We start from the raw sequence: 26,383 nt of genomic DNA, 5'->3' as shown, positions 1-26,383 counted from the left end.
CTCCTCACAGGCTGATCCGGCGGAAATCGCCCAGCACGTCCTTGAGGAAGCCAAGGAAGCGCGCCGCCGCGACGCCGTCGACGGCGCGGTGGTCCCAGGACAGCGACAGCGGCTGGATCAGGCGCGGCTGGAAGCCCTGCCCGTCCCAGACCGGCTTGATCGCGGAACGGGTCATGCCCAGGATCGCCACCTCGGGCGCATTGATGATCGGGGTGAAGTTGGTGCCGCCCACGCCGCCGAGCGACGAGATGGTGAAGGTCGCCCCCTGCATGTCGGTGGCTTTCAGCCGCCCGGCACGGGCATCGGCGGCCAGGTCGGCCATCTCGGCGGCGATCTCGCGCAGCCCCTTGCGGTCGGCATTCTTGACCACCGGCACGACCAGACCTTCCGGCGTGTCGGCGGCGACGCCGATATTCCAGTATTTCTTCAGCACCATCTCGTCGCCGTCCAGCGAGGAGTTGAATGCCGGATAGGCCTTCAGCGCCGCCACCGCCGCCTTGACCACGAAGGGCAGGATCGACAGCTTCGGCGCGTCCCTGTCTTCATTGGCCTGTTTGCGGAACGCCTCCAGCTCGGTCACGTCGGCTTCGTCGAAATTGGTGACATGCGGGATGACGATGGCATTGCGCGCCAGCGCCGGCCCCGAGATGCGCACGATGCGCGACAGCGGCTTGCGCTCGATCTCGCCGAACTTGGCGAAATCGACGCGGGGCCAGTCGGGCAGGCCCAGCCCCAGGCTGGGACCGGAGGCGGCAGCCGGCGCCTGCAAGGCCGCCTTGACGAAGCCCTGCACATCCTCGCGGGTGATGCGGCCCTTGGGTCCGGTGCCGGTGATCCGCGCCAGATCGACGCCCAGCTCTCGAGCGAATTTGCGGATCGAGGGCGAGGCATGGGGCGGCAAGCCATCCGTCCGCGCCGCGGCCGCCGGCGGCGGAGACGCGGGTGCGGGGGGCGCCGCGGCGGGTGGGGCCGGTTCTGCCGGCGCTGGCGCGGCGGGTGCGGCGGCGGGCGCTGCGGGGGCGGGATCGTCCTGCGCGTCCTCGGCCTCGATCTCGGCCAGCAGCGAGCCTTCGCTGACCTTGTCGCCCATGCCGACATGCAGGGCCGCGATGCGGCCGGCGATCTCGGCGGGAACGTCCAGCGTCGCCTTGTCGGATTCGACCACCACGATCGTATCGCCCGCCGCGATCACATCGCCGACCGAGACCGGCATCTCGACGATCGGCACATCGCGGAAATCGCCCAGATCGGGAACCGTGATCTTCACAATATTGCTCATCTCGATCCGCTCCTTCAGACGGTCCAGGGCGCGGGCGCGTCGGCATCGGCACCCAGTTCGGCCAGCGCGCCGACCAGCACGGCGCGCTCGACATGGCCGTCGCGGACCAGCGCCTCGATGGCGGCCAGCGCGATGCTGGGCGCGTCCACCTCGAAGAAGGCGCGCAAGGCGGTGCGGGTGTCGCTGCGCCCGAAGCCGTCCGTGCCCAGGGCGACAAGGCGCGCATCCAGATAGGGCGCGATCATCTGCGGCAGGGCGCGGACGTAATCGGTGGCGGCGATCACCGGCATCCGGCCCGCCAGCAGCCGGGCGGCATGGCAGGGCTGCGGCTCCTCGGCGGCGGTCAGGCGGTTGCGGCGCTCGACCTCGCGCGCGTCGCGGGCCAGTTCGGTGAAGCTGGTGGCGCTGTAGATGTCGCTGGCGATGCCGAAACGACTGGCCAGCAGATCGGCGGCGGCGATCACCTGCTGCAGGATCGTCCCCGAGCCCAGCAGCCGGACCCGCACCGCAGCCGCGTCATCGCCCCGGCTGTCCAGCTTGTAGAGCCCCTTGACGATATCGCACTCGGAGCCCGGCAGCAGCGAGGGCTGGGCGTAATTCTCGTTCATCACGGTGATGTAATAGAATTCGTCCGCCTGCTCCTGCATCATCCGGCGCATGCCGTGATCCAGGATCACCGCCAGCTCGCCCGCGAAGGCGGGGTCATAGGCGCGGCAGTTCGGGATGGTCGAGGCGATCAGGTGACTGGTGCCGTCCTGATGCTGCAGGCCCTCGCCCGACAGCGTGGTGCGCCCGGCCGTCGCGCCCAGCAGGAAGCCGCGGGCGCGCTGGTCGGCCGCCGCCCAGATCAGGTCGCCGATCCGCTGGAAGCCGAACATCGAGTAATAGATGTAGAAGGGCAGCGTCGGCGTGTCGTGGATGCTGTAGGATGTCGCGGCGGCCGCCCAGCTGGAGATCGCGCCGGCCTCGGTGATGCCCTCCTCCAGCAGCTGGCCGTCCTTGGCCTCCTTGTAGAACATCATCGCGCCGGCATCCTCGGGCTCGTAGAGCTGGCCCTTGGGGGCATAGATGCCGACCTGCCGGAACAGGTTGTCCATGCCGAAGGTGCGCGCCTCGTCGGCAACGATGGGCACGATGCGGGGGCCGAAACCCTTGTCCTTCAACAGCCCGCCCATCATGCGGACGGCGGCCATGGTGGTGGACATCTCCTTGCCCTCGGCGGCCAGCGCGAACTTGGCATAGCTGTCCAGCGCCGGGACCGGGATGCGGTCCTTTTCCGCCTTGCCCGCCAGGCGCAGCGGCATCGAACCGCCAAGCGCCGCGCGGCGGTCGCGCAGATAGGCCATCTCGGGGCTGTCCTCGGCGGGTTTGTAGAATTTCAACCCTTCCAGATCGGCCTCGGACAAGGGCAGCTTGAAGCGGTCGCGGAAGGCGACCAGCGCCTCCATGTCCAGCTTCTTGGACTGATGCGCGGTCATCCGGCTTTCGCCGGCATTGCCCATGCCGTAGCCCTTCTTGGTCTTGGCCAGGATCACCGTCGGGCGGCCCTTGTGGGCCTTGGCGGCGGCGAAGGCGGCATGAAGCTTGCGGAAATCATGGCCGCCGCGCTTCAGCGCGTGGATCTCGGCATCGGTCATATGCGCGACCAGCTCGCGGGTGGCGGGATCGGCGTCGAAGAACTTGGCGCGGTTGTAGTCGCCGTCCTTGCTGCCCAGGTCCTGATACTGGCCGTCCACCGTCTCGGCGAAGCGGCGCAGCAGCACCAGATCCCTGTCGCGGGCAAAGAGCCCGTCCCATTCGCTGCCCCACAGCACCTTGATGACGTTCCAGCCGGCGCCGATGAACAGGCTTTCCAGTTCCTGGATGATCTGGCCGTTGCCGCGCACCGGACCGTCCAGCCGCTGCAGGTTGCAGTTGATGATGAAGGTCAGGTTGTCCAGGTTCTCGCGCGCCGCCAGCGTCAGCCCGGCGATGGATTCCGGCTCGTCCATCTCGCCATCGCCGAAGACGCCCCAGACATGGCGCCCGGCGGTATCGGCCAGCCCGCGCCCTTCCAGGTAACGCATGTAGCGCGCCTGATAGATCGCGCTGATCGGGCCGAGGCCCATCGAGCCGGTCGGGAACTGCCAGAAATCCGGCATCAGCCAGGGATGGGGATAGGAACACAGCCCGTTGCCGCCGACCTCCTGGCGGTAATTGGCAAGCTGTTCCTCGCTCAGCCGCCCCTCCAGATAGGCGCGGGCATAGACGCCGGGGGCGGAATGGGGCTGGAAATAGACCAGATCGCCGCCGAAATCCTCGGTCTTCGCGCGGAAGAAATGGTTGAAGCCGGTCTCGAAGATCTCGGCCGCGCTGGCATAGCTGGCGATATGGCCGCCCAGTTCCCCGTAAGCCTTGTTGGCGCGCACGACCATCGCCAGCGCGTTCCAGCGGATGATCGAGGTGATCCGCTCCTCCATCTCCAGATCGCCGGGATAGCTGCCCTGCTGCGCGACAGGGATGGTGTTGCGATAGGAGGAATAGGGCTGGCCGGTCAGGAAGACGCCGTGGCGGCGGGCAACGTCCTCAAGCTGGCGCAGCAGGAACTGCGCGCGCTCGCCGCCCGAATGGGCCGCCACCGCCACCAGCGCCTCGATCCATTCCTGCGTTTCGACGGGATCGGAATCGGCAAAGCCGCTTCCCTGGGGCTGCATCTGGGTCATGGGTGTTCGTCCTGTCTTCGATTTCGGGAAGACTAGGGCAAGCTGCGCCGAATATAGTGCCGAAGGCCGGGGCGAAGACGAAAAATTCAGGCATCCATGCCGGAATGCCCCCATATCGCAGCATGACGTGCTTATTTTATTGCGCTGCAGAGATTCTATTGCCTGCGCTGTGGCGATTTGGCAGTTTTTGGCGACGAACACGCTCTGCCTCATGTCAGGAAGGATGAAGATGACCCGGAAATCCGTTGCCATGCTGGTTGCCAGCCTTCGCAAGGAATCGATCAACCTGAAGCTCGCCAGGGCGGTCGAGCGTTACGCCCCGCAAACGCTGCGCTTCGACTATGTCCGCATGGATGACATGCCCTATTACAATGGCGACCTGGAGGGGCAACGGCCCGAAAGCGTGCGCCGCTTCACCGACAGCATCAGGGCGGCGGACGGGGTGTGCTGCGTGACGCCGGAATACAACCGCTCGATCCCCGCCCTGCTGAAGAACGCCATCGACTGGGGATCGAAGCCGCCGGCCGAGAATGTCTGGAAGGACAAGGTCCTGGCGATGACCGGCGCCTCGCCCGGCGGCATCGGCACGGCCGTCGCGCAGCAGCACCTGCGCCAGATCCTGGCGATCCAGGGCTGCATCGTCATGCCGGGCGAAACCTATATCAGCTTCAAGACGCCCGACATGATCCAGCCCGACGGCAGCATCGCGGATGAAGCCGTGCGCGAGTTCATCGCGGCTTTCGGCGCGCGCCTGGCCGCCTTGATCGAGCGCATGGCCTAGACCGGCAGCGCCGTCTTGTATTTCACCTGCTTCAGCGCAAAGCTGGAGCGGATGTTCGACACGCCGGGAATGGTCGTCAGCTCCTTGACGATGAACCGCTCCAATGCGTGGATGTCGGGAACGATCAGGCGCACCAGATAGTCGCTGTCGCCGGTCATCAGGTAGCATTCCATCACTTCGGGAAAGGCGTTCATCTTCTGCTCGAAGATCTGCAGGGCGCGTTCGACCTGCTTTTCCAGCGTGACCTGGATGAAGACGCTGATCGACAGGTCCACGGCCTCGGGGTCCAGCAACGCGACATAGCCGCGGATGAACCCGTCCTTTTCCAGCTGCTTTACCCGGCTGAGGCAGGGCGAAGGCGACAGGCCGACCCGCGCCGACAGTTCGACATTGGTCAGCTTGCTGTCCCGTTGCAGCTGATTGAGGATACGGCGGTCGGTGGCGTCAAGCGCACGGCGCGGCATAACAAGCTCCCATTTATCGGATATGACATATGTTATGCTGATTTATTGGATTTCCCTGCCGTTAACCGCAAGAAATTTCCGCCGATCCCGCATAAATTCGGCCTGCGCGACCCATGGCGATGCCCGAAGCTGATCGGCATGGCCGGTTGCGCATCGTCACATCGGCACATGATGCGATTAGGCTTCCGCGTGGCCCAGACCAAGGAGAGATGAGCATGACCACCAGCGACCAAGACACCCTGCGCGACCTGGAAAGCAGACGCTGCGCGGCTCTGATGGGCGCGGACGAGGCGGTGCTGGCCGGCCTGCTGACCGAGGATCTGGTCCATATCCACCTGAACGGCCATGTCGACGACAAGCCCGGCTATCTGGCCGGGTTCCGCGACAAATACATCTTCCGCAATATCGAGCGCGGCGAGCTGACGATCCGCATTTTCGGCGACGCGGCGGTGATGACCGGCCCGCTGATCCAGACCATCGTGGTGCGCGACAGCGGCCAGGTCATCGACGTGCGCGCGATCACCACCCAGGTCTGGTCGCGCGATGGCGACGGCTGGCGGCTGAACACCTGCCACAATGCCCCCGTGGCCGCATAATCATCATCACAGCAGAGGACTTCCCATGCCATTGGCAGCTTATTCCACCACGGGCGAGATCCGCCTGGGCAAGGTTTTCGGCGACCGCCTGATCGACATCGCCAGCATCGACCCGGATTTCCCCAGGACGATCAAGGCATTCCTGGAAGCCGGGGACACCGCCCGCGCGGCCTTCGACCGCATCTCGGAAAGCGACGGCACCCCGATCCCGCTGCGCGACGTGACCCTGCACGCGCCGATCCCCGACCCCGAGAAATATCTGGCGATCGGGCTCAACTATGCCGATCACGGGGCCGAGGCGAACAAGCTGGGCATGGCGACGCCCGAATACCAGATCTGGTTCAACAAGCAGGTCTCCTGCATCACCGGGCCCTACAGCGATGTCGTGGCGCCGAAGGTCTCGGACAAGCTGGACTATGAAGGCGAGCTGGCGGTGGTCATCGGCAAGACCTGCCGCAACGTGCCTGCCGACAAGGCGCGCGAAGTGATCGGCGGCTATATGGTGTCGAACGACGTGTCGGCCCGCGACTGGCAGTTCCGCACCACCACCATCACGCTTGGCAAGTCCTTCGACACGCATGGCCCCACCGGCCCCTGGCTGACGCTGGACAGCGAGATCGAGGATCCCCACGCCCTGGGCCTGCGCACCTATGTCAACGGCGAGGAGCGCCAGCACGGCAATACAAGCGACCTGATCCACGACATCCATGAGCAGATCGCCTATCTGTCGCAGGTCATGACGCTGAAGCCCGGCGACATCCTGGCCACCGGCACCCCGGCGGGCGTCGGCGTGGCGCGCGATCCGCAGGTCTTCCTGCAACCCGGCGACGTGGTGCGGGTCGAGATCGACGGGCTGGGCCATATCGAGAACACCATCACCGCCGAAAGCTGACCAAGCGCGTGGCGGCGCCCGCTGCGCCGCCACGCCTGCCCGCTCTGGGGCGGATCGACATTCAACCTTTGGCACCTGCTGCACAGGGCTGAGGGCAGTGCCCGACCGCGGGCGGGCACAGCACCGGTTGTGCTGGGCAGTTCATGCTGCCGCCCCGCAGTCAAATATCTGTTGCGCGCAACCTCACCGAAGTGCCCGCCCGTCCGGGCGGTCGGGCACTGCCCGGCGGCGCGTTCCGCGCCTTGTTCCGGGCAGGACTTTACCTTCGGCGAAAAGGATCCAGTGGAAAGCCAGGTGAGTGTCGATCCGCCTTAGGCCGCCCCGGTGCAGAGCCTCACGGCGTCGGTCAGCGTCTCGGGCGACCGCCCCTCGGCATCGCGCCACAGCACATGGCCGTCGGGCCGCACCGCGACCGCGCCGCGCGGGCCGATGCCCAGCAATTCGCCCGCACGCGGCCCCAGGTCCAGCCCGCCCGGCCCAAAGCGCCGCAGCACCACCGGGAAACCCGCCTGCGCGGCCTCGTCGGCCACCGCCTGCCACTGGTCGCCTTGGGCAAACAGGGTGATCGCATCGGGCGCGACATGGCCCAGGGTCGAGGTTGCGAACCCGCCATCGGCCGAGCTGAACGGCAGCCTTGCGCCGGGATGCGCGTCGGGGCGGTATTCGGTCGGCGCCGAGGATGGCGGTGCCGAGCCATCGGCCACCAGCACCCCTTCGGCATAGGCGAAGCCCAGGTCGATCCCCGCCCCCTGCGCGAAATGTTCGGCCTGGTCGTCCACCGCAGCCTGCACCGCCGCTCGCCTGGCCTTCGCCTCGGCGCTGTCGCCGTCGATGCCCAGAACCGCGTCGTCGTGAATGCGGATCGGCCCCTTGCCGGCATCCGGCGCGATGGGGGCCAGCGTCGGCACGCCAAGTGCCTCGTCTATGGCGGCCATCTTCATCAGGTTCTTCACGCTCTGATCGGTATTGCGCTGCGCGATGGGGCGGCGTTCCTGCTGATAGCTGTCCAGCAGCGAGGGCGCGGCCCGGCCGGCCATCACAGCATCCAGCTTCCAGACCAGGTTATGCGCATCCTGGATGCCGGTATTCATCCCCAGCCCTCCGGTCGGCGGAAAGCGGTGGCAGGCATCGCCCGCCAGCAGCACATGGCCTTCGCGATAGCGGGTGGCGACCTGCGCGCTCATGTTCCAGCTGCTGACCGCGTCCAGTTCGACCGGAACGTCGAAGGTGCCGATGGCCTTGTTGATGATCGCGGTGGCATCCTTGTCGGTGAAATCCTCGATCTTCGCATCGCCGATCGGCACCAGCATCGCCCAGGTGCGGCCGGCCTCGTCGAAGCTGATGAAAACGCCGCGCACCTCGGCCCCGCCGATCCAGTAGAGCAGCGCCCGCCGTCCTTCCCGGAACCGGTCGATGTCGGCGTGGAAATAGATCGTCATGAAACGCGCGATCGAGGGCGGCCCGTCCATCTCGATGCCCACCGAGCGGCGCACCGTGCTGCCCGCCCCGTCGCAGCCCAGAAGCCAGTCGCAGTCCAGCACCTGCGTCTCGCCACCCTCTTCGACCGTGACCTCGGCGCCGGTCGCGGTATCGCGGGCATCCGTCACCCGATGGCCGAAGCGGACCGAGCCGCCCAGCTCGATCAGCCTCTCATGCAGGATCTGCTCCATATGCGTCTGCGCGATGTTCACGGACCGGAACCGGCTCAGCGGACCGCGCGCGTCCTGCGCCGCGCCCTGGATCGGCAGGACGCCATATTCGCGGCCCGCCATGCTTTCGACCCAGACCACGCGGCTGCTCAGCGCCGTGGTGTCGCCCTCGTTCCAGATCCGCTCGCCCACGCCCATCTCGGCCATGATCTCCATCGTGCGGGTATTGGCGACATGGGCGGCGGGATAGCCCTTCAGGCTGGGCCGCCGGTCCAGAACCACCGGGTCATGGCCGCGCTGTCGCAGCAGGATGGCAGCCGAAAGGCCGGTCGGGCCAGCGCCGACGATGATGACGCGGGATGCTTTGGTCATGATGTGATTGCCTCTTCCATTACCATCCGGAACCCATGCGACCATCGGCCCATGAGCCCCTCCTCCAGAATGCAGAATAAGCCAGCCGTCGCGGCATTTATCACTTGTTTCTACCGCGATATCAGACACAGGAAGCATATCCTGCGCCGACACTTGGGAACCTCCCGCAGAATGCACCCTTCCAGCTGCAAATGGGCCATGGCGCCCAAGGCGGGGGCTTGAGAGAGCCAGAGCCGCGGGTCAGAGCCGCGAAGGACAGTCCGCCCCTGCTCCGGCCCAAAGTGCAAAAAGACGGTCGGGTCTTCCGGCCTCCCTCATGTCGCGCCGGGGATCAGAACGGATAGCGCCCCGGCCCTTGGGTGATGGTGGTCAGGCGGATCTCGGTGAAATCCTCGACCGCGTAATGGCCCGAGCGGCCCCAGCCGCTGTCCTTGACGCCGCCATTGGGCAAGGATGCCTCGCCCGCCATCGTGGCGCCGTTGACATGCACGATGCCGGTGTCGAAACGCTGCGCCATGTCGAGGCCCCGCGCCGGATCGCCGGTCATGATCGCCGCGCTGAGACCATAGGGCGTGTCCTGCGCATCGCGCAGCGCCTGTTCGGGGTCGTCGAAGGGTTCGATCACCAGCATCGGGCCGAAGGTCTCGTCGCGGCCGGTGGTGCAGATCGCGTCCTTGGGCACGTCGGTGAGGATCGTCGGGTGGTAGATCATCCCCTCGGCCCTGCCGCCCGCGACCACCCGCGCGCCGCGATCCACCGCGTCCTGCACCCGCTCGGTGGTCTGCGCCAGCGCGCGGGCATTGATCAGCGGGCCGACCACCACGGCGGGATCACGCGGATCGCCCGATTTCAGGGTCCGCGTCCGGGCGGCCAGCCGCCCGACGAAATCGTCATGGACGCTGCGCGCGACATAGACCTTGCGGGTGTTCATGCAGATCTGGCCCTGATGGAAGAAGGCGCCGAAATTCACCGCCGCGGCGGCATTGTCCAGATCGGCATCCTCCAGCACGATCATCGGGTTGAAGCCGCCCAGTTCCAGCACCATCCGCTTGAGCGCCCGTCCCGCGCGTTCGGCCAATATCCGCGCGGTCTTGTCCGAGCCGGTGAAATTGATGCAGCGCACGGCGCGGCTTTCGAAGAACACATCGGCGATCTCTGCCACCTCGCCCGGCGCGTGGGTGACGACATTGCAGGTGCCGGGCGGGAAGCCCGCCTCGTCAAGGATCTCGGCATGCAGCAGCCCGGCCGACAGCGGCGCCTCTTCCGAGGGCTTGATCACCACCGTGTTGCCGAACGCCATCGGCAACAGGATCGTCCGCCAGCCCAGATAGAAGGCGCCGTTCCAGGGGGTGAAGCCCGCCACCACGCCCAGAGGCTTGCGCGTCACCATCGCCATGCGGCCGGGAATGTCGCTGCGCAGCACGTCGCCATAGGGCAGATAGCCCCAGGACGCCGCCTGCCGCATCAAGGATGCCGAAAGCTGCACCTGAAACGAGGCGAAGGCGCGGCTGGTGCCGGCCTCGACGGCCATCAGATGCACGGCCTCGTCATGGCGTTTCTCGGTGATCTCGGCGGCGCGCAGGAACAGGCGCTGGCGGTCGGCGGGGCGCATCGCCGCCCAGTCGGGAAAGGCGGCATGGGCGGCGGCGACGGCGGCCTCGGCCTCGGGGCGGCCGCCGGCGGCGATCTCCGCGACCAGATCGCCGTTCAGCGGGTTGCGGTCGGGAAAGCTGCGGCCCGTGGGGTCGGTCCATGCCCCGGCGATATAGTGGCTGTGGCGGGGGGCGACGGTCGCGGCGGGATTGTCGTTCATGGCAGTCTCCGGGTCGGGGCGGTTCAGTGAAGGCCCAGCAGCCGCAGGGCATTGCCGGACATGATCTTGCGGCGGTCCTCGGGCGTCAGGTCCAGCCCGTCCAGCGCCGCAATCGTCGGTCCGATCGGGGCGAAGGGCGTGTCGGTGGCGAAGACCACATGGTCGGCGCCGAAGAATTTCAGGCCCGCATGAAGGCCGCTGGTGCCGCCCATCAGCGCGGTGTCGCCATAGAAATCGCGGAAATAGTCCAGATGCGGGCGTTTCAGCGAAGGCAGGACGGCGCTGTAATCCTCGTCCGGGGTGCGGCTGCCGAGGACCTCCATGCCGTGGCCGATGCGGCCGTCGAAATAGGGGATCATGCCGCCCAGATGATGGGTGATGATCCGCAACCCGGGATGGCGGTCGAACAGGCCCGAGAAGACCAGCCGGGCCATGGCGACCGAGGTCTCGTAGGGCCAGCCGAAGCACCACCACATTTCAAAGCGGGATTTCGCCTCGGTCTTGTAATCGGGCATTCCGGCGTCGCGGGTGGGATGGAGCCAGATCGGCACGCCAAGCTCGGCGGCCTCGGCGAAGACCGGCTGAAACTCGGGGTCGTCCAGCGGGCGGCCGTTGACATTGGTGTGGATCTGCAACCCCTTGGCGCCCAGTTCGGTGACCGCGCGATGGGCCTCGGCCACGGCGCCCGGCACGTCGTTCAGCGCCACGGCGGCGACGAAGGCGGGGAAACGGTCGGGGTGCCGGGCCACCAGTTCCGCCAGCCCGTCATTGCCGAGCCGCGCCAGGCGGGCGGCCAGATCGGGGTCCGCGACCTCCTCCAGCGCCGGGGCGGGCAGGCTGATGACCTGCCGGTAATCGCCGAATTCGTCCATCTGGCGAAAGCGCGCGTCGAGATCCATGACCGAGGGCAGGCTTTTCATCCGCGCCGCCAGACTGCCAAGGCCCGCCGTGCTTTCGGTCAGGGCGTCGAAATAGGCGCGCGGATACAGGTGTGTATAGATGTCGATGATCACGGTTGCGCCTCTGCCGATTCAAGCAAGGCGGCGAAATCCAGTTGTTCATCCTGAAATGCCGGCCCGGCGAGGTGATAGTCGATGCAATGGCCCGCGCCGGGCACCAGTTCGGCATCGACCTGCGGGCTGGCGGTGAAGAGGCGCGCGAAATCCTCGACGCGGGCCGCCGAGACCAGCCACAGCCTTTCATGCTCGCCCTGCCGGTAATGGACCGGCACGCGGATGCGCGCGGCGATCCCGGCCAGCCGGTCCTGCCAGCCGCCGGTGATGTCGGTCAGTTCCGACAGCGGCACGGGGCGGTGCGCGGCATGGCTGGCGGCGGGCATGTCGGGCGGATAGCTGCCTTCGGGGCCGAACATCACCTGATCCTTCACCGGACCGGGCAGTTCCACGAAATATTGCCGGGGCATCTGCGCATAGGCCTCGGCGCTCTCAGACGGGGTTTCCGCACCGACGCCCGACACGGCCACGCCGGCAAGGGGCCAGCCCTCGCAGAGCGCGGCCAGCGTCAGCGCCACGGCCCCGCCGATGGAATGGCCGATCAGGCAGACCGGCCGGCCCGCCAAGCCAAGCGCGGCCAGCAGATCGGGCAGCGCGGCGTTCAGCGCCTCGGCATTCTTCTGGATCAGGTCGGGCGCATCGGGCAGCGGCGTCGAGTTGCCATAGCCCGGCCGGTCGATCGCGACGACATGAAAGCCCCACGCCACCGCCCGGTCCAGCAGCGAATGGCCCGGAATGTCGAAATAATCGCAGTCATAGGTGCCGCCATGGATCGCCAGCAGCACCGGCAGCCCGGCCTGTCCGCCATCGGGCTGGGCCAGCTTGCCGCTGAAGTCTTGCCCCGCCGCCTCCAGCGTGAATCTCTGTTTCATGCGCGTCCTTCCCCCTGTCAGTTCATCACCGAGCCGCCATCGACCACCATCACCTGCCCGGTCATGAAATCGCTTTCCGCCGACAGCAGGAAGCCGATGGCGCCGTTCAGATCATCGGGCTGCTGGTCGCGGGGCAGGCAGCGCGAGGCGACGGTCGCGCGGTTGATCGCCGCCGTCTCCTCGGCGTCCAGGATCCCCTCGCTGAGCGTGAAGCCCGGCGCCACGCAATTCACCCGGATGCCGTCGCCGCCCACCTCTCGCGCCACCACCCGCGTCAGGGCGATGATCGCGCCCTTGGAGGCCGTGTAGTGCAGCAGGCCCGGCGTGCCCTTGTAGACCGTGCCCGAGGCAATGTTGACGATCTTGCCGTAACCCTGCCCGCGCATTCCGGGCAGGACCGCGCGGATGCATTCGAACGTGCCGCGCACATTGACCTGCAATACCCGGTCGAATTCCTCGGATGGGATCTGCTCGAACGGGCGCGGCGTCAACGCCGCGAAGATCGCGGCATTGTTCACCAGCCCGTCGATCCCGCCGAAGCGCGTCTTCACCTGCGCCACCAGATCCGCGACGGAAGCGGTGTCGGTGATGTCGCAGACGGCACCTATCGCTTCGCCCCCTGCGGCTTCGATATCCGCGACGACGGGGCCGGGATCCAGCACGTCGCAGATCGCCACCCGCGCGCCCTCGGCCGCCAGCGCGCGGGCATAGGCTGCCCCGATCCCGCGCGCGGCGCCGGTGACGATGATGGTTCGGTTCGACAGTCGCGACATGCCGGGCCCTTTCAGAACAGGAACAGCTCCATCCCCCAAAGCGTGATCGAGGGCAGGTAGGTGATCAGCAGCAGCACGGCCACGAAGATCCAGAAGAACGGCAGCACGCCCCTGTAGATATCCGGGGTCCGCATCTTCAGCACCGATTGCGCCACGAAGATGTTGATGCCGAAGGGCGGGGTGAACAGGCCGATGGCAAGGTTCAGGGTCATGACGATCCCGAAATGCACCTTGTCGATGCCGAACGCCTCGACGATGGGGATCAGAAGCGGCGTCAGCAGCAGGATCGCCGAAAGCGGGTCCATGAAGCAGCCCACCACCAGCAGGACGATGTTGACCAGCAGCAGGAATTGCCAGGCGGTCATTTCCTGCGCGGCGATCCAGGACACCAGCGCCTGCGGCACCTGGTTCACGGTCAGGATCCAGGAGAACAGCCCCGCCACCGCGATGATGATCAGAACCTGCGCGGTGAAGAACACCGTGCCGATCGCCGCGTCCAGGATGTCGCGCCAGCCCAGTTCGCGATAGACGAAGCGGGTCACGACCAGCGCATAGGCGCAGGCCACCGCCGCCGCCTCGGTGGGCGAGAATACTCCGCCATAGATGCCGCCCAGCACGATGACCGGCGCGCCAAGCGCCCAGGCCGCGCGCAGCCCCGCCTGCGCGAAGCGGCGGAAGGACAGGCTTGCGCCGCTGCCGAAGCCGCCCGCGCGCGCCCGGATCATGATATAGATCGCCAGCGCCGCGGCAAGGATCAGGCCGGGCACCACCCCGGCGGCATAGAGCCGGGGGATCGAGGCCTCGGCCGAGGCGCCATAGACGATCATCGGGATCGAGGGCGGGATGACGATGCCGATGGCGCTGACCGAGGTGATCATGCCGGCCGAGAAGGCGGCGGGATAGCCGTCGCGCGTCATGGCCGGCTGCATCACCTTGCCCACCGAGGCCACCGAGGCCGCGCTGGACCCCGAGATCGCGCCGAACATCGTCGCCGTGCCCACGGTCGTCACCCCCAGCGAGCCGGGCACCCGGCCCACCATCGAGCCCACGAAATCCACCAGCCGCTGCGAGACCGTGCCGCGCGACATCAGCTCTCCGGCGAAGATGAAATAGGGCACCGCCAGCAGGCCGGGCGAGTTCAGCGAACCGAACAGGTTCTGCTGGATGGCGGTCAACGGCACGTTCATATGCACCACCAGCGCCAGCGTCGCGCCGCTCAGCAGCACGATGAAGATCGGAAAGCCGAGGACCAGCAGGACCATCGGCAGGACACCCATTGCAAAGATCATTCGATCCGCTCCTTGCCGGTCTGGGCCTGGTCGAGGCCGAAATCATGGCTGGCGATCAGGCGGATGCAGCGAACCGCCGCGATCAGGGCGATGAGAAAGAGGCTCAGCGGGATCAGCGCATGCACGATCCAGGTCGGCAGGCCGGACGCATCGCCGCGCATGCCGATGGCATAGGCGCGTCGGACATAGCCCACCGACTGCCAGGCCACCCAGCCGCACAGCCCCGCCATGACGGCCTGCTGGAGGATGTTGAGCAGCCTCTGGACCGCGGATGGCATCAGGTTCGCGAAGATGTCCATTCGGATCTCGGCCCTGTGCCAGCCGCAGACCACCGCGCCCAGAAAGGCCAGCGCGATCATGGCGAATACCGTCGCCTCGTCCGCCCACAGCAGGGCGCGATTGAAGACATAGCGGCTGATGACGTTGCAGATGGTCAGGCCGATCATGGCGATCAGCACAAGGCCAAGCAGGGCCAGAAACGCATTCGCCGCCCGGTCGAGGAAACGCATCATGGTCAGATCTCCGAGAAGGGGCCGGGGCGATGCCCCCGGCATGTCGGCGTTACCTGACCGCGGCCGCGGCGGCGCCGAGGATGTCGTAATCGGCCTGCATCTGCGCATCCCCGGCCACGATCCCCGCCACGATCGACCCGGTCGTTTCCAGGTATGTCGCGGCCTCCTCGTCGCCCATGCGGATGACGCGCCCGCCCGAATCCTCCCAGGCCTTTTCCTGCGCGGCGACATTGTCCAGATGGGCAAGCACGACGCTTTCGGCGTTCTGCGCCTCTTCCATCACGATCTGGGCAAGCTCCGGCCCGATGGTGGCCAGGAAATCCCGGTTCACGACGGCGCCGATGATGGTGAAGGTGCCGGGCAGATAGGTCACGTTGCGCGCCACGTCGGCCATCTGGAAGCCGTTGATCACCGCCATGGAATTCGTCGCGGCGTCGATCGTTTCGGTCTGCAGCGCGGGAAGCACCTCACCCAGCGGCATCGCGACCGGGGCCGCGCCGACCGCCTTCAGCGGTTCGTTCAGCAGCGGAGTCGCGCCGCCGCTGCGCACCTTCTTGCCCCGGAAATCCGCGACCGTCTCGATCGGGTCCTTCGAGATGATCACGCCCTGCCCGTCGACCACCACGACCAGCGGCTGGACCCCGGCGGCGGTGCCGAATTCGGCCAGCATCTCGCGCACCTCCGGCTGCTGGAAGGTCCGCATCGCCTGTTCCGGCGTCTCGAAAAGCCCGCCGGCGTCCAGCACCCGGAAGCGCGGGTCAAGCGAGCTGAAGAAGCCGATGATCGAGAACGAGGCCTCGATCGTTCCCATCGAGACGCCCTCGATCGCGGCGGGCAGTTGCCCCAGCTGGTTCGAGGGGTAGAGCTGCACGTCGATCCGACCGCCCGAGCGTTCCTCCACGCCGCGCTCGAACGCCACCATCCAGGCATAGACCGGATCCTTCTCGGTGGCCGGGATCGGCGCCGAGATCTTCATCACATGTTCCTGCGCCGCGGCGGCGAAGGGTGCCGCGCAAAAGGCGGCAGCGCACAGGACGGCCGCAAGGACCTTGTTCTGCTTCATTGATTTTCTCCTCCCCTGGAAGGCAGCCGGACAGACCGTTCATGCCGGTCCCGCGAAGCTTTCCCCCGGAAAGGCGATATCAACCGGGACAGATCAAAAGAAGATGCCGTCCCGGCCGACATGATGCCAAATAATGATCGCGCGGGACGATCTGTCGCCCTCCAAGCCCGTCCTCCGCCGGCATATCGCGGATTTCCGCAGGCCGTTCCGGGTCCTTCAGGGGTTTCGCGGCCTGTCCTTCATGTGCGGCCACAGGTGCGATCCAGCGGGCCGGGCCTGCGCGGCTCGTTCCGGGCCGGCCGCGAAGATCATTCGCCGATCGTGCGGGCCACGTCCAGCGCCCTGGCGGCGGCCTCGCGGTCCGGCTGGCCGGCAACCCATTTCTCGGCCGCCGGCGCCAGGGCCGTGTGCCAGGCCGCCACCGAGGGCTCCTCCAGGTCGATGAACTTCACCTTGCCGGCGTTGCGGAAGTCGCTCTCGATCTCGGCATCGGTGGCATCGACGATGTCGGCGACCCATTCGGCCATCTTGCGGCCCGCCATTTCGTCCAGCACCCTGCGGTCCTCCTCGGGCAGCGATTCATAGGCCGCCCTGTTCATCAGGATCGCCATGGGCGAGGCGGTGAAGCGCAGCGACGTGACGGCCGGCGCGACCTCGTCCAGGCGGAAGGTGCGATAGGCGTCCATGACCCAGACCGCGCCCGACACGACATGGCGCTCCAGATTCTCATAGACCTGCGGCGCCGGGATCGAGACCCCCGAGGCCCCCAGCATGGCCAGGATTTCCGACCCGAAGGGCGAGGGCGTGCGCATCTTCAGCCCGCGAAGCTGGTCGGGTTGCGAGACGCCGTCGCCGGTCATCAGGAAGCGGTATCCCGGCGTCGAGAACAGCGCCAGGACCTTGTAGTCGCGATATTCATCGTCCAGCACGCCCTGCTCGGACAGGGCGTTCAGGATGGCGGTGCCGTCGGCCGATGTCTCGACCAGTCCCGGAACCTCGACCACGCCCGACAGCGGGAACAGGCCCGGCGTATAGGTCGGCACGATCAGCGCGACATCGGCGACCCCCGCCTTGACCAGTTCGGGCTGCGCGGGCGGCGCCCCGAGGATCGAGCCGGCATAGAGCCGGAACGAGGTGCCGGTCAGCTTCGGATTGATCTCGTCGATCCATGCCTGCAGCACCTTGGCCGAATAGAAGCCCTGGGGCGGCTCGAAGGACGAGACGCGCATCTCGCGCGCCTGCCCGGCAAGGGGCGCGGCAAGGGCGATGATCGCAGCCGAGGCGGCGAGGATCTTCCTGAACATGATAACTCCTCCCATGGAAAATCGGTTTCTCAGAGCGCCGCATGGGGCACCCAGGTCACGATCGCCGGGATGGCGATGATGATGGCGACGCGGATCAGGTCGGCGATGACGAAGGGCGTGATGCCGCGCCACAGCTCGGTCATGCGGATTTCCGGGTTGGTGGTCTTCAGGACGAACAGGTTCATCCCGACCGGCGGCGTGATCAGCCCCATTTCGACGACCATGACGGCGAAGATGCCGAACCAGATCAGGTCGATGCCGGCCGCATCCGCGATCGGCACGAACAGCGGGACCGTCAGCAGCAGCATCGCCAGGCTGTCCATCAGCGTGCCCAGCAGCAGATAGATCCCCAGCATCATCAGGATCACCAGCATCGGCTGGTCCAGGATGCCCGAGAACATGCCGGTCAGCGAGAAGGGCAGGCCCGACAGCGCCAGGAAGAAGTTGAACAGGTTCGCCCCGATCAGCACCAGATACAGGGCGCCGCAGGTGACGGCCGTGTCCATCGACGCCGCAAGGAAGCCCCGGACCGTCAGCCTGCGCGACAGGACGCCATAGGCCAGCACCACCGCCGCCCCGACGGCCGCCGTCTCGTTGGCGGTGAAGAAGCCGGTATAGAGGCCGCCCATGATCAGCCCGAAGATCGCGACCGGAGGCGCCAGTTCGCGCAGGGCGCCAAGCGCCTCGGCCCGGCTGGCGCGGTTGCGCTGCGGCGCGGTGGTCCAGCCCATCCACAGCGGCACCCAGATGGCCAGGCAATACAGCGTGACCGCAAGGACGATGGGCCCGGCGGTGGCCAGCAGCAGCGAGCGGATCGACCGCTCGGCGATGAAGGCATAGATGACCAGGATGGTCGAGGGCGGGATCAGGATGCCAAGCGTTCCGCCCGCCGCGACCGAGCCGGCCGAGAGCGGCCGCGAATATCCCGCCGCCTGCATTTCCGGCAGGGCGATCCGGCCCATGGTCGCGGTCGTTGCCAGCGATGACCCCGAAATCATCCCGAATCCCGCGCTGGCGCCGATGGTGGCCAGCGCCAGCCCGCCGCGCCGATGCCCGATCAGCACCGACATGGCCCGGTAAAGCTGCGAGGACAGGCCGGAATTCGCCGCCAGGTTCCCCATCAGGACGAACAGCGGCAGCATGGTCAACGTATAGTTGGTCACGCTGTCCCAGATGGTGGTGGCGCCGACGGCGATGGTGCCGTCGATCCCGATGATCAGCGTGACGATGCCCAGAATCACGGGCATGGGCAGCGCCAGATCGCGCGACAACTCGGGCGATCCCAGCTTGGACCAGGTGTTGTCGGCCATGGTGACGAACAGGACCAGCGCGAAGACCGTCGAGACGAAGGCTCCGAACAGCCCCAAGGGCCGCGCGAAGGTCCGGGGCCGGACCTCGGACAGCAGCCTGGCGGCGACATGGCTGCGCTGGACATAGCAGACCGGTCAGCAATTCGTCATAAAGCCCTTCGACCACCTGCACCGGCTGGGCGGCGCGCTGTCGCCGAAAGGCGGCCAGCGCACCGGGTAGCAGGACCGAGCGCGCCATCGGCAGCGCGCCGATGACGATCTTGCCGACCTCGCGCCCCTCGATCTCGGCAAGATCGGCCACCGCCTGCTCCAGTTCGTGAAAGGCCAGCCTCGCCGCCTGCGCCAGGTCTCGCGCGGCGCGGCTGGCCACCAGGCCGAAGGGGGTGCGCTGGAACAGCGGCCGCCCGGCCTCTTGCTCGAGCTGCGAGATGGCGCGGTGAACCGTCGGCTGCGACAGCTCCAGCGACCGCGCAGCGAGAGTGAAGTTCTCGAACTCGCAGACGCGGATCAGCGCGGTCAGCTGCGCGTGACTGGCGGTCAGCCGCAAGCGGGGCGACAGCTCGGCCAGCGGCGGGTCCAGCGTGGCAAAGGCCCGCCGGGTCCGCCCGGCCAGGATCTCGCCCCGCCGGGTCGGGAGGAAGCCCTGCCGCGTCCGCAGGAACAATGCCCCGCCCGCCAGCATCTCCAGCTTGGCGATGGCCTGCGTCACCGCCGGCTGGGTGATGTGATGGCGATCGGCCGCCAGCGTGACCGAGCCGCCGTCGCTGACGGCCAGAAACAGCCGCAGATGCCTGAGATTGCGCGAGATCACAGCCGCGCCAGGACGCGGTCCAGCCGCGTCGCCAGATCCCCGGCGCCCGGATCGGCCTGCGTTGCGGCAACGCGATCCTGCCAGCGGGCGGTGGCCGCGCTCATCGCATCGGGCAGGCCAAGGGCGGCGACGGTCGCCGCGACCTCGCGCATCTCGGCGGCGCGGCGGGCGCCGTGAACCATCATCCGTTCGAGGTTGTAAGCCCCCTTGCCCGCCATTCCGTGCCGGGGTCCGAGGCCTGAAGCGAGGCGATCACCTGCGCCTCGACCGCCTGGGCAGCCGGGTCACGGAACTGATCCAGCTCGACAACGGCCGCATCGGCGGCTGCTCGTTCACCGTCAACAACAAGACCTATGACCTGGCCTGCACCGAGGAACATGGCGGCGGGCCCATTGAGTCAGGAGGGGGCCGGCTGCACCACGTCACCTATGCCACCGACCAGCGCGAGGACATCCTGCGCGCCGCCGACATCTTCCTGCAGAACGGCGTCCATATCGAGACCGGACCGCACAAGCACGCCATCCAGGGCACCTTCTTCCTCTATGTCTGGGAGCCGGCCGGGAACCGGGTCGAGCTGGCCAATGCCGGCGCGCGGCTGATCCTGGCGCCCGACTGGCAGCCGGTGGTCTGGACCGAGGCCGACCGCCGGAAGGGCCAGGCCTGGGGGCTGAAGACCATCGAGACATTCCACACCCACGGCACCCCGCCGGTGCAGAAAGGCTGAGCCATGTCGATCGTCGTCCAGAACATCCAGCGCGCCGATCCGGCCGTGATCGCCGGGCTTGCCGAGGCGGGCGTCGCCACCGTGCACGAGGCGCAGGGCCGCATCGGCTGCCTTGCCAGCCAGATGCGGCCGATCTGGGCCGGGGCGCGGATCGCCGGCTCGGCGGTGACGATCAGCGCGCCGCCCGGCGACAACTGGATGCTGCATGTCGCCATCGAGCAGCTGCGCGCGGGCGACGTGCTGGTCCTCGCCCCGACCTCGCCCTGCGACAACGGCTATTTCGGCGACCTGCTGGCGACCAGCGCCATGGCGCGGGGCTGCCGGGGGCTGGTGATCGACGCCGGGGTGCGCGACGTGCGCGACCTGACCGAGATGGGCTTCCCGGTCTGGTCCAGGGCGGTCAGCGCGCAGGGCACGGTCAAGGAGACGCTCGGTTCGGTCAATGTCCCCGTCGTCTGCGCCGGGCAACTGGTCGAGGCGGGCGACGTGATCGTCGCCGATGACGACGGCGTCTGCGTGGTCCGCCGCGCGGATGCCGAGGCGGTGCTGGCCGCCGCCCGCAAGCGCATGGCGGCCGAGGAAGCCAAGCGCGTCCGCCTCGCCGCGGGCGAACCGGGGCTGGACATCTACGACATGCGCCCCCGGCTGGAGGCCAAGGGGCTGAAATATGTCTGACGGCATTCCCTGCCTGTGGATGCGGGGGGGCACCTCGAAGGCGGCCTGTTTCCTGGCCTCCGACCTGCCCACCGATCCGGCCATGCGCGATGCGCTGCTGCTGCGGATCATGGGGTCGCCCGATCCGCGCCAGATCGACGGCATCGGCGGCGCCGATCCGCTGACCTCGAAGGTGGCGGTGCTGGCGCCGTCGTCGCGGCCCGATGCCGATGTCGACTACCTGTTCCTGCAGGTCTTCGTCGATCAGGCGCTGGTGTCGGACGCGCAGGGCTGCGGCAATATCCTGGCGGCCGTCGGCCCGGCCGCCATTGAGCGCGGGCTGGTGGCCGCAAAGCAGAGCGAAACCCCGGTGCGCATCCACATGCTGAACACCGGCGAGGTCGCCCTGGCGCGCGTGCAGACCCCGGCCGGGCGCGTGACCTATGCGGGCGAGGCCGCCATCGACGGCGTGCCCGGCAGCGCCGCGCCGATCCCGCTGATGTTCCAGAACACCGCCGGCGCGATGTGCGGGGCGCTGCTGCCCTCGGGCCGGGCGGTGGACGTGATCGAGGGCGTGGATTGCACGCTGATCGACAACGGCATGCCCTGCGTCATCATGCGCGCCGCCGATTTCGGCCTGACCGGCGGGGAAAGCCGCGAGGCGCTGGATGCCGACGGCGCGCTGAAGGCCCGGATCGAGGCGATCCGGCTAAGGGCCGGGCCGCTGATGAAGCTGGGCGAGGTGGCGGAGAAATCCGTGCCCAAGATGGTGCTGGTCTCGGCGCCCGTCGCGGGCACGATCCGCACCCGCAGCTTCATTCCGCATCGCTGCCATGCCTCGATCGGGGTATTCGCGGCGGTCAGCGTGGCCACCGCCTGCACGCTCGCAGGCTCTCCGGCGGCGACCCTCGCAAATCTGCCCGGTGACGGCCGTTTCCTGATCGAGCATCCGACCGGCGCGGCCGAGGTGCTGCTGGAACGGGACGCCGCCGGGCATGTCACCGCCGCCGGCACCATGCGCACCGCCCGCAAGCTGATGGAGGGGCGGGTGTTTCCCCGGTCCTGAGCCCTGCGCCTGATCTGCCGGTCGATCCGGGGGCGTGTTTCCGCTGCTTGCCCTCGCGGCCGCCGCTTCTTCGACCGCATCAGCCCGGACCATCCTGCGCGGCGCGCGCCACAGAGGATGGTGCATTGGTTGATACAGGTGCCGCGGAGATGCCCGAACCGGCCCGAGAGGATGATACCGACTTCAGGAAGCGGTGGCTGGCAAGGGCCGCGCAGGCCGGTCCCGGTCAGCATGACCGCCCGCCTTGAGGTCGGTTCCGGCGATCTCGCGCCAGGTCTCGCGCAGCCAATGGGCGATGGCGACGTTCTGCTCGAACAGCGAATAGCCGACACCGCCGCCGTAGTCGGCCATGTCGATCATGTCGGTGGTCAGCCAGCGCAGCGGGCTGTCGGCGCGGTCGTGGTGATATTGCAGCACCTTGCGGGCGACGTATTTGCTGGGCTGAACCTTCCACGCATGCCAGTCATGGTCCCATTCGCCGGGCGCCGGCCGCAGGAACGGATACTGGCAAGCGCGGCCGTAACGCCCGCCCGACCCCATCATCGCGGTGTTCTTCGGCCCGTTCGGTGCGACCGGCCGGGTCTGCAGCCAGACCACCATGTTCTGCGCCAGCCATTCGTCGATGACATTGCCCGGCTCATGGGGATCGAGGATCAGCCGGCCGCTTTCGACATCGGCGCGGATGCCGCAGGCGTCCTGTTCCTCGGGGCTTTCGATCTTCAGCAGCACATGGGAATGGTCCAGCACGAAGTTGAACGGCACGCCCCGCGCGCGGACCTTTTCTGCAACCGGGGTGATGCGGCGGAAATCCTCGGTGAACCTGTAGATATGCACCTCGGCGGCGATGGTGATGCCCAGCCTGTCGCCCTCCTCCATGGCGCGCAGGTAGAATTCCACCACCTCGTCATCGGTCACGACATGGCCCTGCGCGTGATGTGTCAGGATCATCAGGTTGTGGCATTCGGCCCCGGCGCGTTGCGCCCATTCCAGGTTGTGGCGCAGCAACCCCTCGTCCCGGCCGACCTGATAGGTCCAGAGCCCGGTGGTCATCGGCACGCCGAAGCGGTTCGATGCCTCGACATAGGCGCGTTCCTCTCCGGGCTGGGGGATGCGGTCGAAATGGTCGAAGACGCCGCTGTCGCGCAGCAGGCGGAACTGCGCCTCGACCGGCAGGGGCGCGCGATGCATCACGCCGCGGCCATTGCAGCCGAGCGACAGGTTCTTATCGGTCATGATTGGCTCCTATAATGCGATGCTGACGGCGCCCTGCGGACGGCCGCAGCAGGTCAGCACCATCCCCTGCTCCAGCTCGCCGGGGCCGAGGCCCTCGGTATCGTCCATGGCGACCTGCCCGGCGCTGCAATGCGCCTTGCAGGTGCCGCAAAGTCCCATCTGGCAATTGGTCGGCACGGCGATCCCCTCGCGCGAGGCGACGTCGAGGATGGTCTCGCCCGGCCGATAGGGCGCGGCCTTGCCCGACAGGGTGAAATGCACGAGGTTCTGCCCCGCCTTCGCCGGCTGATGATCGACGGGCGGCGGGGCAGCACTTGCGGCGGGTTCCCCGCCATCGGCGCGCAGGCTTTCCGGCGTGGCGCCATCGGGATTGCGCCGCTCGGCCGGGTCGCCGAAGCTTTCCTCGTGGTAATGCGCCATGTCGAAGCCCGCTTCGCCCAGCATCGCCCTGACCGCCCGCATATAGGGCGCCGGCCCGCAGGTCAGGACGGTGCAGTCATGCAGGTCGGGCACATGCGCCTGAAGCATGTCGCGGGTCAGGAAACCCGCCTCCATGCCCGGCAGGGCGTCGCGTTCGCAGATGAATCCCAGCTTGGCGCCGCCGCGCGCCGCGATCGCCGTCAACTCGCCCTGGAACAGCAGATCCGCCGGGCTGCGGGCCGAATGCAGGAAACTCACGCGATATCCGGTCTCGCGCCGGTCCTGCAGGTAACGCAGCATCGACATCATCGGCGTGATGCCCGAGCCGCCCGAGAGCATGACGATATGCCGGCGCGGCGCGACCGAGAACAGATCGAAGCTGCCTCCGGGCCCCTGCGCGGCCAGCCGGTCGCCGATGCGCAGCACGTCGTGCAGATAGCGCGAGACCAACCCGTCCGGATCGCGCTTGACGGTCAGCGTCAGCAGCATCGGCCGCGAGGGCGGCGAGGCGATGGTGTAGGACCGCGGCACCAGCATATCGCCATGCCGCAGCCGCAGGGTCAGGAACTGTCCCGGCCGGTGCAGGCACAGCGGCGCCTCGCCCGCCGCATTGGGCAGGACGCGAAGATGGAACGACTTCACGTCATGGGTTTCGGTTTCGATATCGACGCATTCCAGCGTCAGCCGGGTCGGGGTCCATTGCGACGAAAGAGGCTGCAACATGGCTCAGATATCGTCGCGTTCGGTGTCGAGGAAAGCTTTCAGCGCCTCGGGCCCCTGCGCCTTGGCCTTGCAAAGCGCGTAGAGCAGCCGGCGATAGGTCAGCGACACCTTGTCGGGCGCCACCGCGATCTCGTCGCGGGGATGCGGGATCTGCTCGGGATCTTGGCTTTCGACGATATCGACATCCTCTTCGAGGATCCGCATCTGCTGGTCGATATGCGGCTGGTCCGGCCCGTCCAGATCGCCGTTGCGGCAGGCGAACCAGAAGCTGCGGCAATGGATGTCGTCCAGCGGTGTCGCCCAGACCCACAGCACGGTGCGGGCGCCGTTCTGCAAGGTCAGGTCCACGCTGACGCCGAAGGGCAGCCGGATGGTATAGTCCGAGAAGGCCAGCGGAGAGAAATTGCCGCTGGCATCGACCGCATTGCGCGCGCCCTCGGGCGGGGCATAGCGAAAGCGCATCCGGCCTTCCTTGCGGAAGGCGATCTGCGGGGTCAGGAAAGTCACATGCCCGGCGCTGCCCAGGGTCTCGGGGTGAACGAAGGGGAAATGCGCGAGATCGGTATAGTTCTCGACCCGCCGCGCTGAATGGGTCTTCCAGTCGTAGCTGGGGCCGGGCACGCAGCGGAAGGCCGGGTCGTCGAAGACCGGATGTTCGGGAATCGCGGTCCCGGCGCTGCCGTCCAGCCGGACCCAGACCAGCCCGTAACGCTCGGCGCAGTCATAGCTGACCGCCTTGGCATTGGGCGGGATCGGGCCATCGGGTGCCGCCGGAATGCCCTTGCACGACCCGTCCGCCCCCCATTGCCAGCCGTGATAGGGGCATTGCACGCTGTCGCCCCGGTTCCAGCCCAGATGCAGCTTGGCCGAACGATGCGGGCAGCGGTTGTTCATCGCCACCACGCCCGAATCCAGCCGCGCGATGACCAGTTCGGTGCCCAGCAGCCGGGCGCAAAGCAGCTCTCCCCGCCCCTTGTCGGACTCCGCCAGTTCCTTGACTGTGCAGACCGGGTGCCAGAAATAGCGCCATGTCTCGTTGTCCAGAAAGCTCTCGCCCATGTATCGTCCTCCCGATGAATGAAGCTGGCCGGCCCTCTGCCATTGCCGCGGCGGAGGGATTGCGTTACACATAATAACGTTACTACATGTAACGCTATTAGACCGACTCACCCGGTTCTGGCAAGGGGGAATTGCCGTGGAGAAAGACAGAAAGCCGCGTGGCCGCCCGATGGACGAGGAACTGGGCGCGCGGGTGCTGCGCGCGACCTGGGCGCTCCTGGCCCAAAAATCCCTGTCCGAGCTGACCCTGAACGAGATAGCAAGCGCGGCGGGCACCAGCCGACCGGCGCTCTACCGGCGCTGGAATTCGGTCGAGGCCATCGTGATCGACGCCTTCCTCGCCATGGTCGAGGACGAGGTTCCGACCCCCGGCATCGCCGAGCCGGCGCTTGCGCTGCAGGAATACATCGCCTCGCTGGCACGCTTCCTGCAAGGCCGGGTCGGCCGGGTGATCGCCGAGCTTCTGGGCCGCGCGCAGAACGACGAGGCGCTGATGGCGGCGTTCCACCAGGGCTTCTTGGTCCCGCGTCGCAACCATGCGCGCGAGCTGATCGCGCGCGGGCAAGTGGCCGGCGTGTTCCGCAGCGACCTGGACCTGGACCTGATCATCGACCTCTATGCGGGCCCGATCTATTTCCGCGCCTTCTCGAAGCATGCGCCGCTGGATCGGGACTTCGCCGAGGGACTGGCCCGGCTGGTGACCGACACCCTGCGCCCTCCCCGCACAGCCGATTGAAGCGAGTTGCAGGAAGGCGGGTGATCCGCCCGGAATGCGATCCGCGCCCTGCGACGTTTCGCAATGGGTTGCAGGTTCTGGTCTTCTCGCCACTCTCGGCCAACGACCCAGATCTGGACTGGAAAAACAAGCTCATCTGTCCAGCACAGCGCATCGCAATGGCGCGCCACTCACAACTTCCGCCTACCGCCCCCGCCTGCCAATTTCACGGCAGCCATGGATTTCGTGATTTCTAAACAAGGCTCTATTGCACAAATCGTTTAACGACCGGAC

The 26,383-nt window shown here is 67.4% G+C and carries 23 protein-coding genes and 1 pseudogene; 7 read left to right on the top strand and 17 right to left on the bottom strand.

Annotated elements, in window-relative coordinates; all coding sequences use genetic code 11:
* Positions 1-4: 4 nt before the first annotated feature.
* A complete protein-coding gene (locus C9E82_RS19130; protein WP_122449360.1) occupies positions 5-1,279 on the bottom strand; it encodes a 2-oxo acid dehydrogenase subunit E2 in 1,275 nt (424 codons plus the stop codon).
* Between the two features lie 14 nt (positions 1,280-1,293).
* Entirely contained in the window at positions 1,294-3,981 is a 2,688-nt protein-coding gene (gene mdeB / locus C9E82_RS19125) for an alpha-ketoglutarate dehydrogenase (protein WP_119898227.1), read from the bottom strand.
* Between the two features lie 229 nt (positions 3,982-4,210).
* On the opposite strand from mdeB, the gene C9E82_RS19120 reads away from it, so the two are divergent.
* Complete coding sequence (locus C9E82_RS19120; RefSeq protein ID WP_119898226.1) at positions 4,211-4,762, top strand: NADPH-dependent FMN reductase; 552 nt, start codon at positions 4,211-4,213, stop codon at positions 4,760-4,762.
* Here the strand turns inward: C9E82_RS19120 and C9E82_RS19115 are convergent.
* The gene (locus C9E82_RS19115) at positions 4,759-5,226 is read right to left on the bottom strand and encodes an Lrp/AsnC family transcriptional regulator (RefSeq protein ID WP_119898225.1); all 468 of its coding nucleotides are present in this window, start codon (positions 5,224-5,226) and stop codon (positions 4,759-4,761) included. The two genes, C9E82_RS19120 and C9E82_RS19115, sit on opposite strands and share 4 nt — an antisense overlap.
* Before the next feature lie 215 nt (positions 5,227-5,441).
* Between C9E82_RS19115 and C9E82_RS19110 the strand changes: the two genes are divergently transcribed.
* Both C9E82_RS19110 and C9E82_RS19105 read left to right on the top strand, forming a co-directional pair.
* Positions 5,442-5,822 (top strand): nuclear transport factor 2 family protein, encoded by a 381-nt coding sequence (locus tag C9E82_RS19110; protein ID WP_170162080.1) that lies wholly within the window; start codon positions 5,442-5,444, stop codon positions 5,820-5,822.
* Between the two features lie 25 nt (positions 5,823-5,847).
* Entirely contained in the window at positions 5,848-6,714 is an 867-nt protein-coding gene (locus tag C9E82_RS19105) for a fumarylacetoacetate hydrolase family protein (RefSeq protein WP_119898223.1), read from the top strand.
* Positions 6,715-7,025: 311 nt separating this feature from the next.
* On the opposite strand, the gene C9E82_RS19100 is transcribed toward C9E82_RS19105, so the two are convergent.
* From C9E82_RS19100 to C9E82_RS25435, 11 genes and pseudogenes are all read right to left on the bottom strand, one after another.
* A complete protein-coding gene (locus C9E82_RS19100) occupies positions 7,026-8,735 on the bottom strand; it encodes an FAD-dependent monooxygenase (protein WP_170162079.1) in 1,710 nt (569 codons plus the stop codon).
* Between the two features lie 331 nt (positions 8,736-9,066).
* On the bottom strand, positions 9,067-10,548 hold the full coding sequence (locus C9E82_RS19095) for an aldehyde dehydrogenase family protein (RefSeq protein ID WP_119898221.1): 1,482 nt from the start codon (positions 10,546-10,548) through the stop codon (positions 9,067-9,069).
* Between the two features lie 23 nt (positions 10,549-10,571).
* Positions 10,572-11,561: an amidohydrolase family protein gene (locus C9E82_RS19090; RefSeq protein WP_119898220.1), complete on the bottom strand. Its 990-nt coding sequence runs from the start codon at positions 11,559-11,561 to the stop codon at positions 10,572-10,574.
* Entirely contained in the window at positions 11,558-12,433 is an 876-nt protein-coding gene (locus tag C9E82_RS19085; protein WP_119898219.1) for an alpha/beta hydrolase, read from the bottom strand. The genes C9E82_RS19090 and C9E82_RS19085 overlap by 4 nt, the downstream gene beginning before the upstream one ends.
* A 17-nt stretch (positions 12,434-12,450) precedes the next feature.
* Positions 12,451-13,206: an SDR family NAD(P)-dependent oxidoreductase gene (locus C9E82_RS19080; protein WP_119898218.1), complete on the bottom strand. Its 756-nt coding sequence runs from the start codon at positions 13,204-13,206 to the stop codon at positions 12,451-12,453.
* 11 nt (positions 13,207-13,217) lie between these two features.
* Complete coding sequence (locus C9E82_RS19075; protein ID WP_119898217.1) at positions 13,218-14,495, bottom strand: TRAP transporter large permease; 1,278 nt, start codon at positions 14,493-14,495, stop codon at positions 13,218-13,220.
* Positions 14,492-15,007 carry a TRAP transporter small permease gene (locus C9E82_RS19070; protein ID WP_170162078.1) on the bottom strand — a complete coding sequence of 172 codons (516 nt, stop codon included), beginning with the start codon at positions 15,005-15,007 and terminating at the stop codon, positions 14,492-14,494. The genes C9E82_RS19075 and C9E82_RS19070 overlap by 4 nt, the downstream gene beginning before the upstream one ends.
* Positions 15,008-15,056: 49 nt before the next feature.
* Entirely contained in the window at positions 15,057-16,070 is a 1,014-nt protein-coding gene (locus tag C9E82_RS19065; RefSeq protein ID WP_119898215.1) for a TRAP transporter substrate-binding protein, read from the bottom strand.
* A gap of 308 nt (positions 16,071-16,378) precedes the next feature.
* Positions 16,379-17,374, bottom strand: a complete 996-nt coding sequence (locus C9E82_RS19060; protein ID WP_119898233.1) for a TRAP transporter substrate-binding protein — start codon at positions 17,372-17,374, stop codon at positions 16,379-16,381.
* Between the two features lie 29 nt (positions 17,375-17,403).
* On the bottom strand, positions 17,404-18,741 hold the full coding sequence (locus C9E82_RS19055; RefSeq protein ID WP_240643541.1) for a TRAP transporter large permease: 1,338 nt from the start codon (positions 18,739-18,741) through the stop codon (positions 17,404-17,406).
* A 307-nt stretch (positions 18,742-19,048) separates the two neighbouring features.
* Positions 19,049-19,495, bottom strand: a pseudogene (locus C9E82_RS25435) (LysR family transcriptional regulator); the annotation flags it as partial.
* Here C9E82_RS25435 and C9E82_RS25330 point away from each other — a divergent pair.
* From C9E82_RS25330 to C9E82_RS19030, 3 genes are read left to right on the top strand one after another with little or no spacing between them, the layout of a single operon-like run.
* Complete coding sequence (locus tag C9E82_RS25330; protein WP_280524964.1) at positions 19,431-20,219, top strand: VOC family protein; 789 nt, start codon at positions 19,431-19,433, stop codon at positions 20,217-20,219. The pseudogene C9E82_RS25435 and the gene C9E82_RS25330 overlap by 65 nt on opposite strands.
* 3 nt (positions 20,220-20,222) lie before the next feature.
* Positions 20,223-20,894, top strand: coding sequence for a 4-carboxy-4-hydroxy-2-oxoadipate aldolase/oxaloacetate decarboxylase (locus C9E82_RS19035; protein ID WP_119898214.1), 672 nt, complete (start codon positions 20,223-20,225; stop codon positions 20,892-20,894).
* The gene (locus tag C9E82_RS19030) at positions 20,887-21,939 is read left to right on the top strand and encodes a 4-oxalomesaconate tautomerase (RefSeq protein ID WP_119898213.1); all 1,053 of its coding nucleotides are present in this window, start codon (positions 20,887-20,889) and stop codon (positions 21,937-21,939) included. The genes C9E82_RS19035 and C9E82_RS19030 overlap by 8 nt, the downstream gene beginning before the upstream one ends.
* Before the next feature lie 183 nt (positions 21,940-22,122).
* Here C9E82_RS19030 and C9E82_RS19025 read toward each other — a convergent pair whose 3' ends face one another.
* The 3 genes from C9E82_RS19025 to C9E82_RS19015 are packed head-to-tail and all read right to left on the bottom strand — an operon-like array spanning position 22,123 to position 25,374.
* A complete protein-coding gene (locus tag C9E82_RS19025; RefSeq protein WP_119898212.1) occupies positions 22,123-23,172 on the bottom strand; it encodes a xylose isomerase in 1,050 nt (349 codons plus the stop codon).
* 9 nt (positions 23,173-23,181) lie between these two features.
* Positions 23,182-24,315 (bottom strand): FAD-binding oxidoreductase, encoded by a 1,134-nt coding sequence (locus C9E82_RS19020; RefSeq protein WP_119898211.1) that lies wholly within the window; start codon positions 24,313-24,315, stop codon positions 23,182-23,184.
* Between the two features lie 3 nt (positions 24,316-24,318).
* Positions 24,319-25,374, bottom strand: a complete 1,056-nt coding sequence (locus C9E82_RS19015; protein ID WP_170162077.1) for an aromatic ring-hydroxylating oxygenase subunit alpha — start codon at positions 25,372-25,374, stop codon at positions 24,319-24,321.
* 136 nt (positions 25,375-25,510) lie between these two features.
* Here C9E82_RS19015 and C9E82_RS19010 point away from each other — a divergent pair, with 136 nt between their 5' ends.
* Positions 25,511-26,110, top strand: coding sequence for a TetR/AcrR family transcriptional regulator (locus C9E82_RS19010; protein WP_147393089.1), 600 nt, complete (start codon positions 25,511-25,513; stop codon positions 26,108-26,110).
* Positions 26,111-26,383 lie beyond the last annotated feature (273 nt).

This window comes from Paracoccus sigandri (assembly GCF_003709565.1).
Taxonomy (GTDB): domain Bacteria; phylum Pseudomonadota; class Alphaproteobacteria; order Rhodobacterales; family Rhodobacteraceae; genus Paracoccus; species Paracoccus siganidrum.
This window is presented reverse-complemented; position numbering and strand designations above follow the sequence as displayed.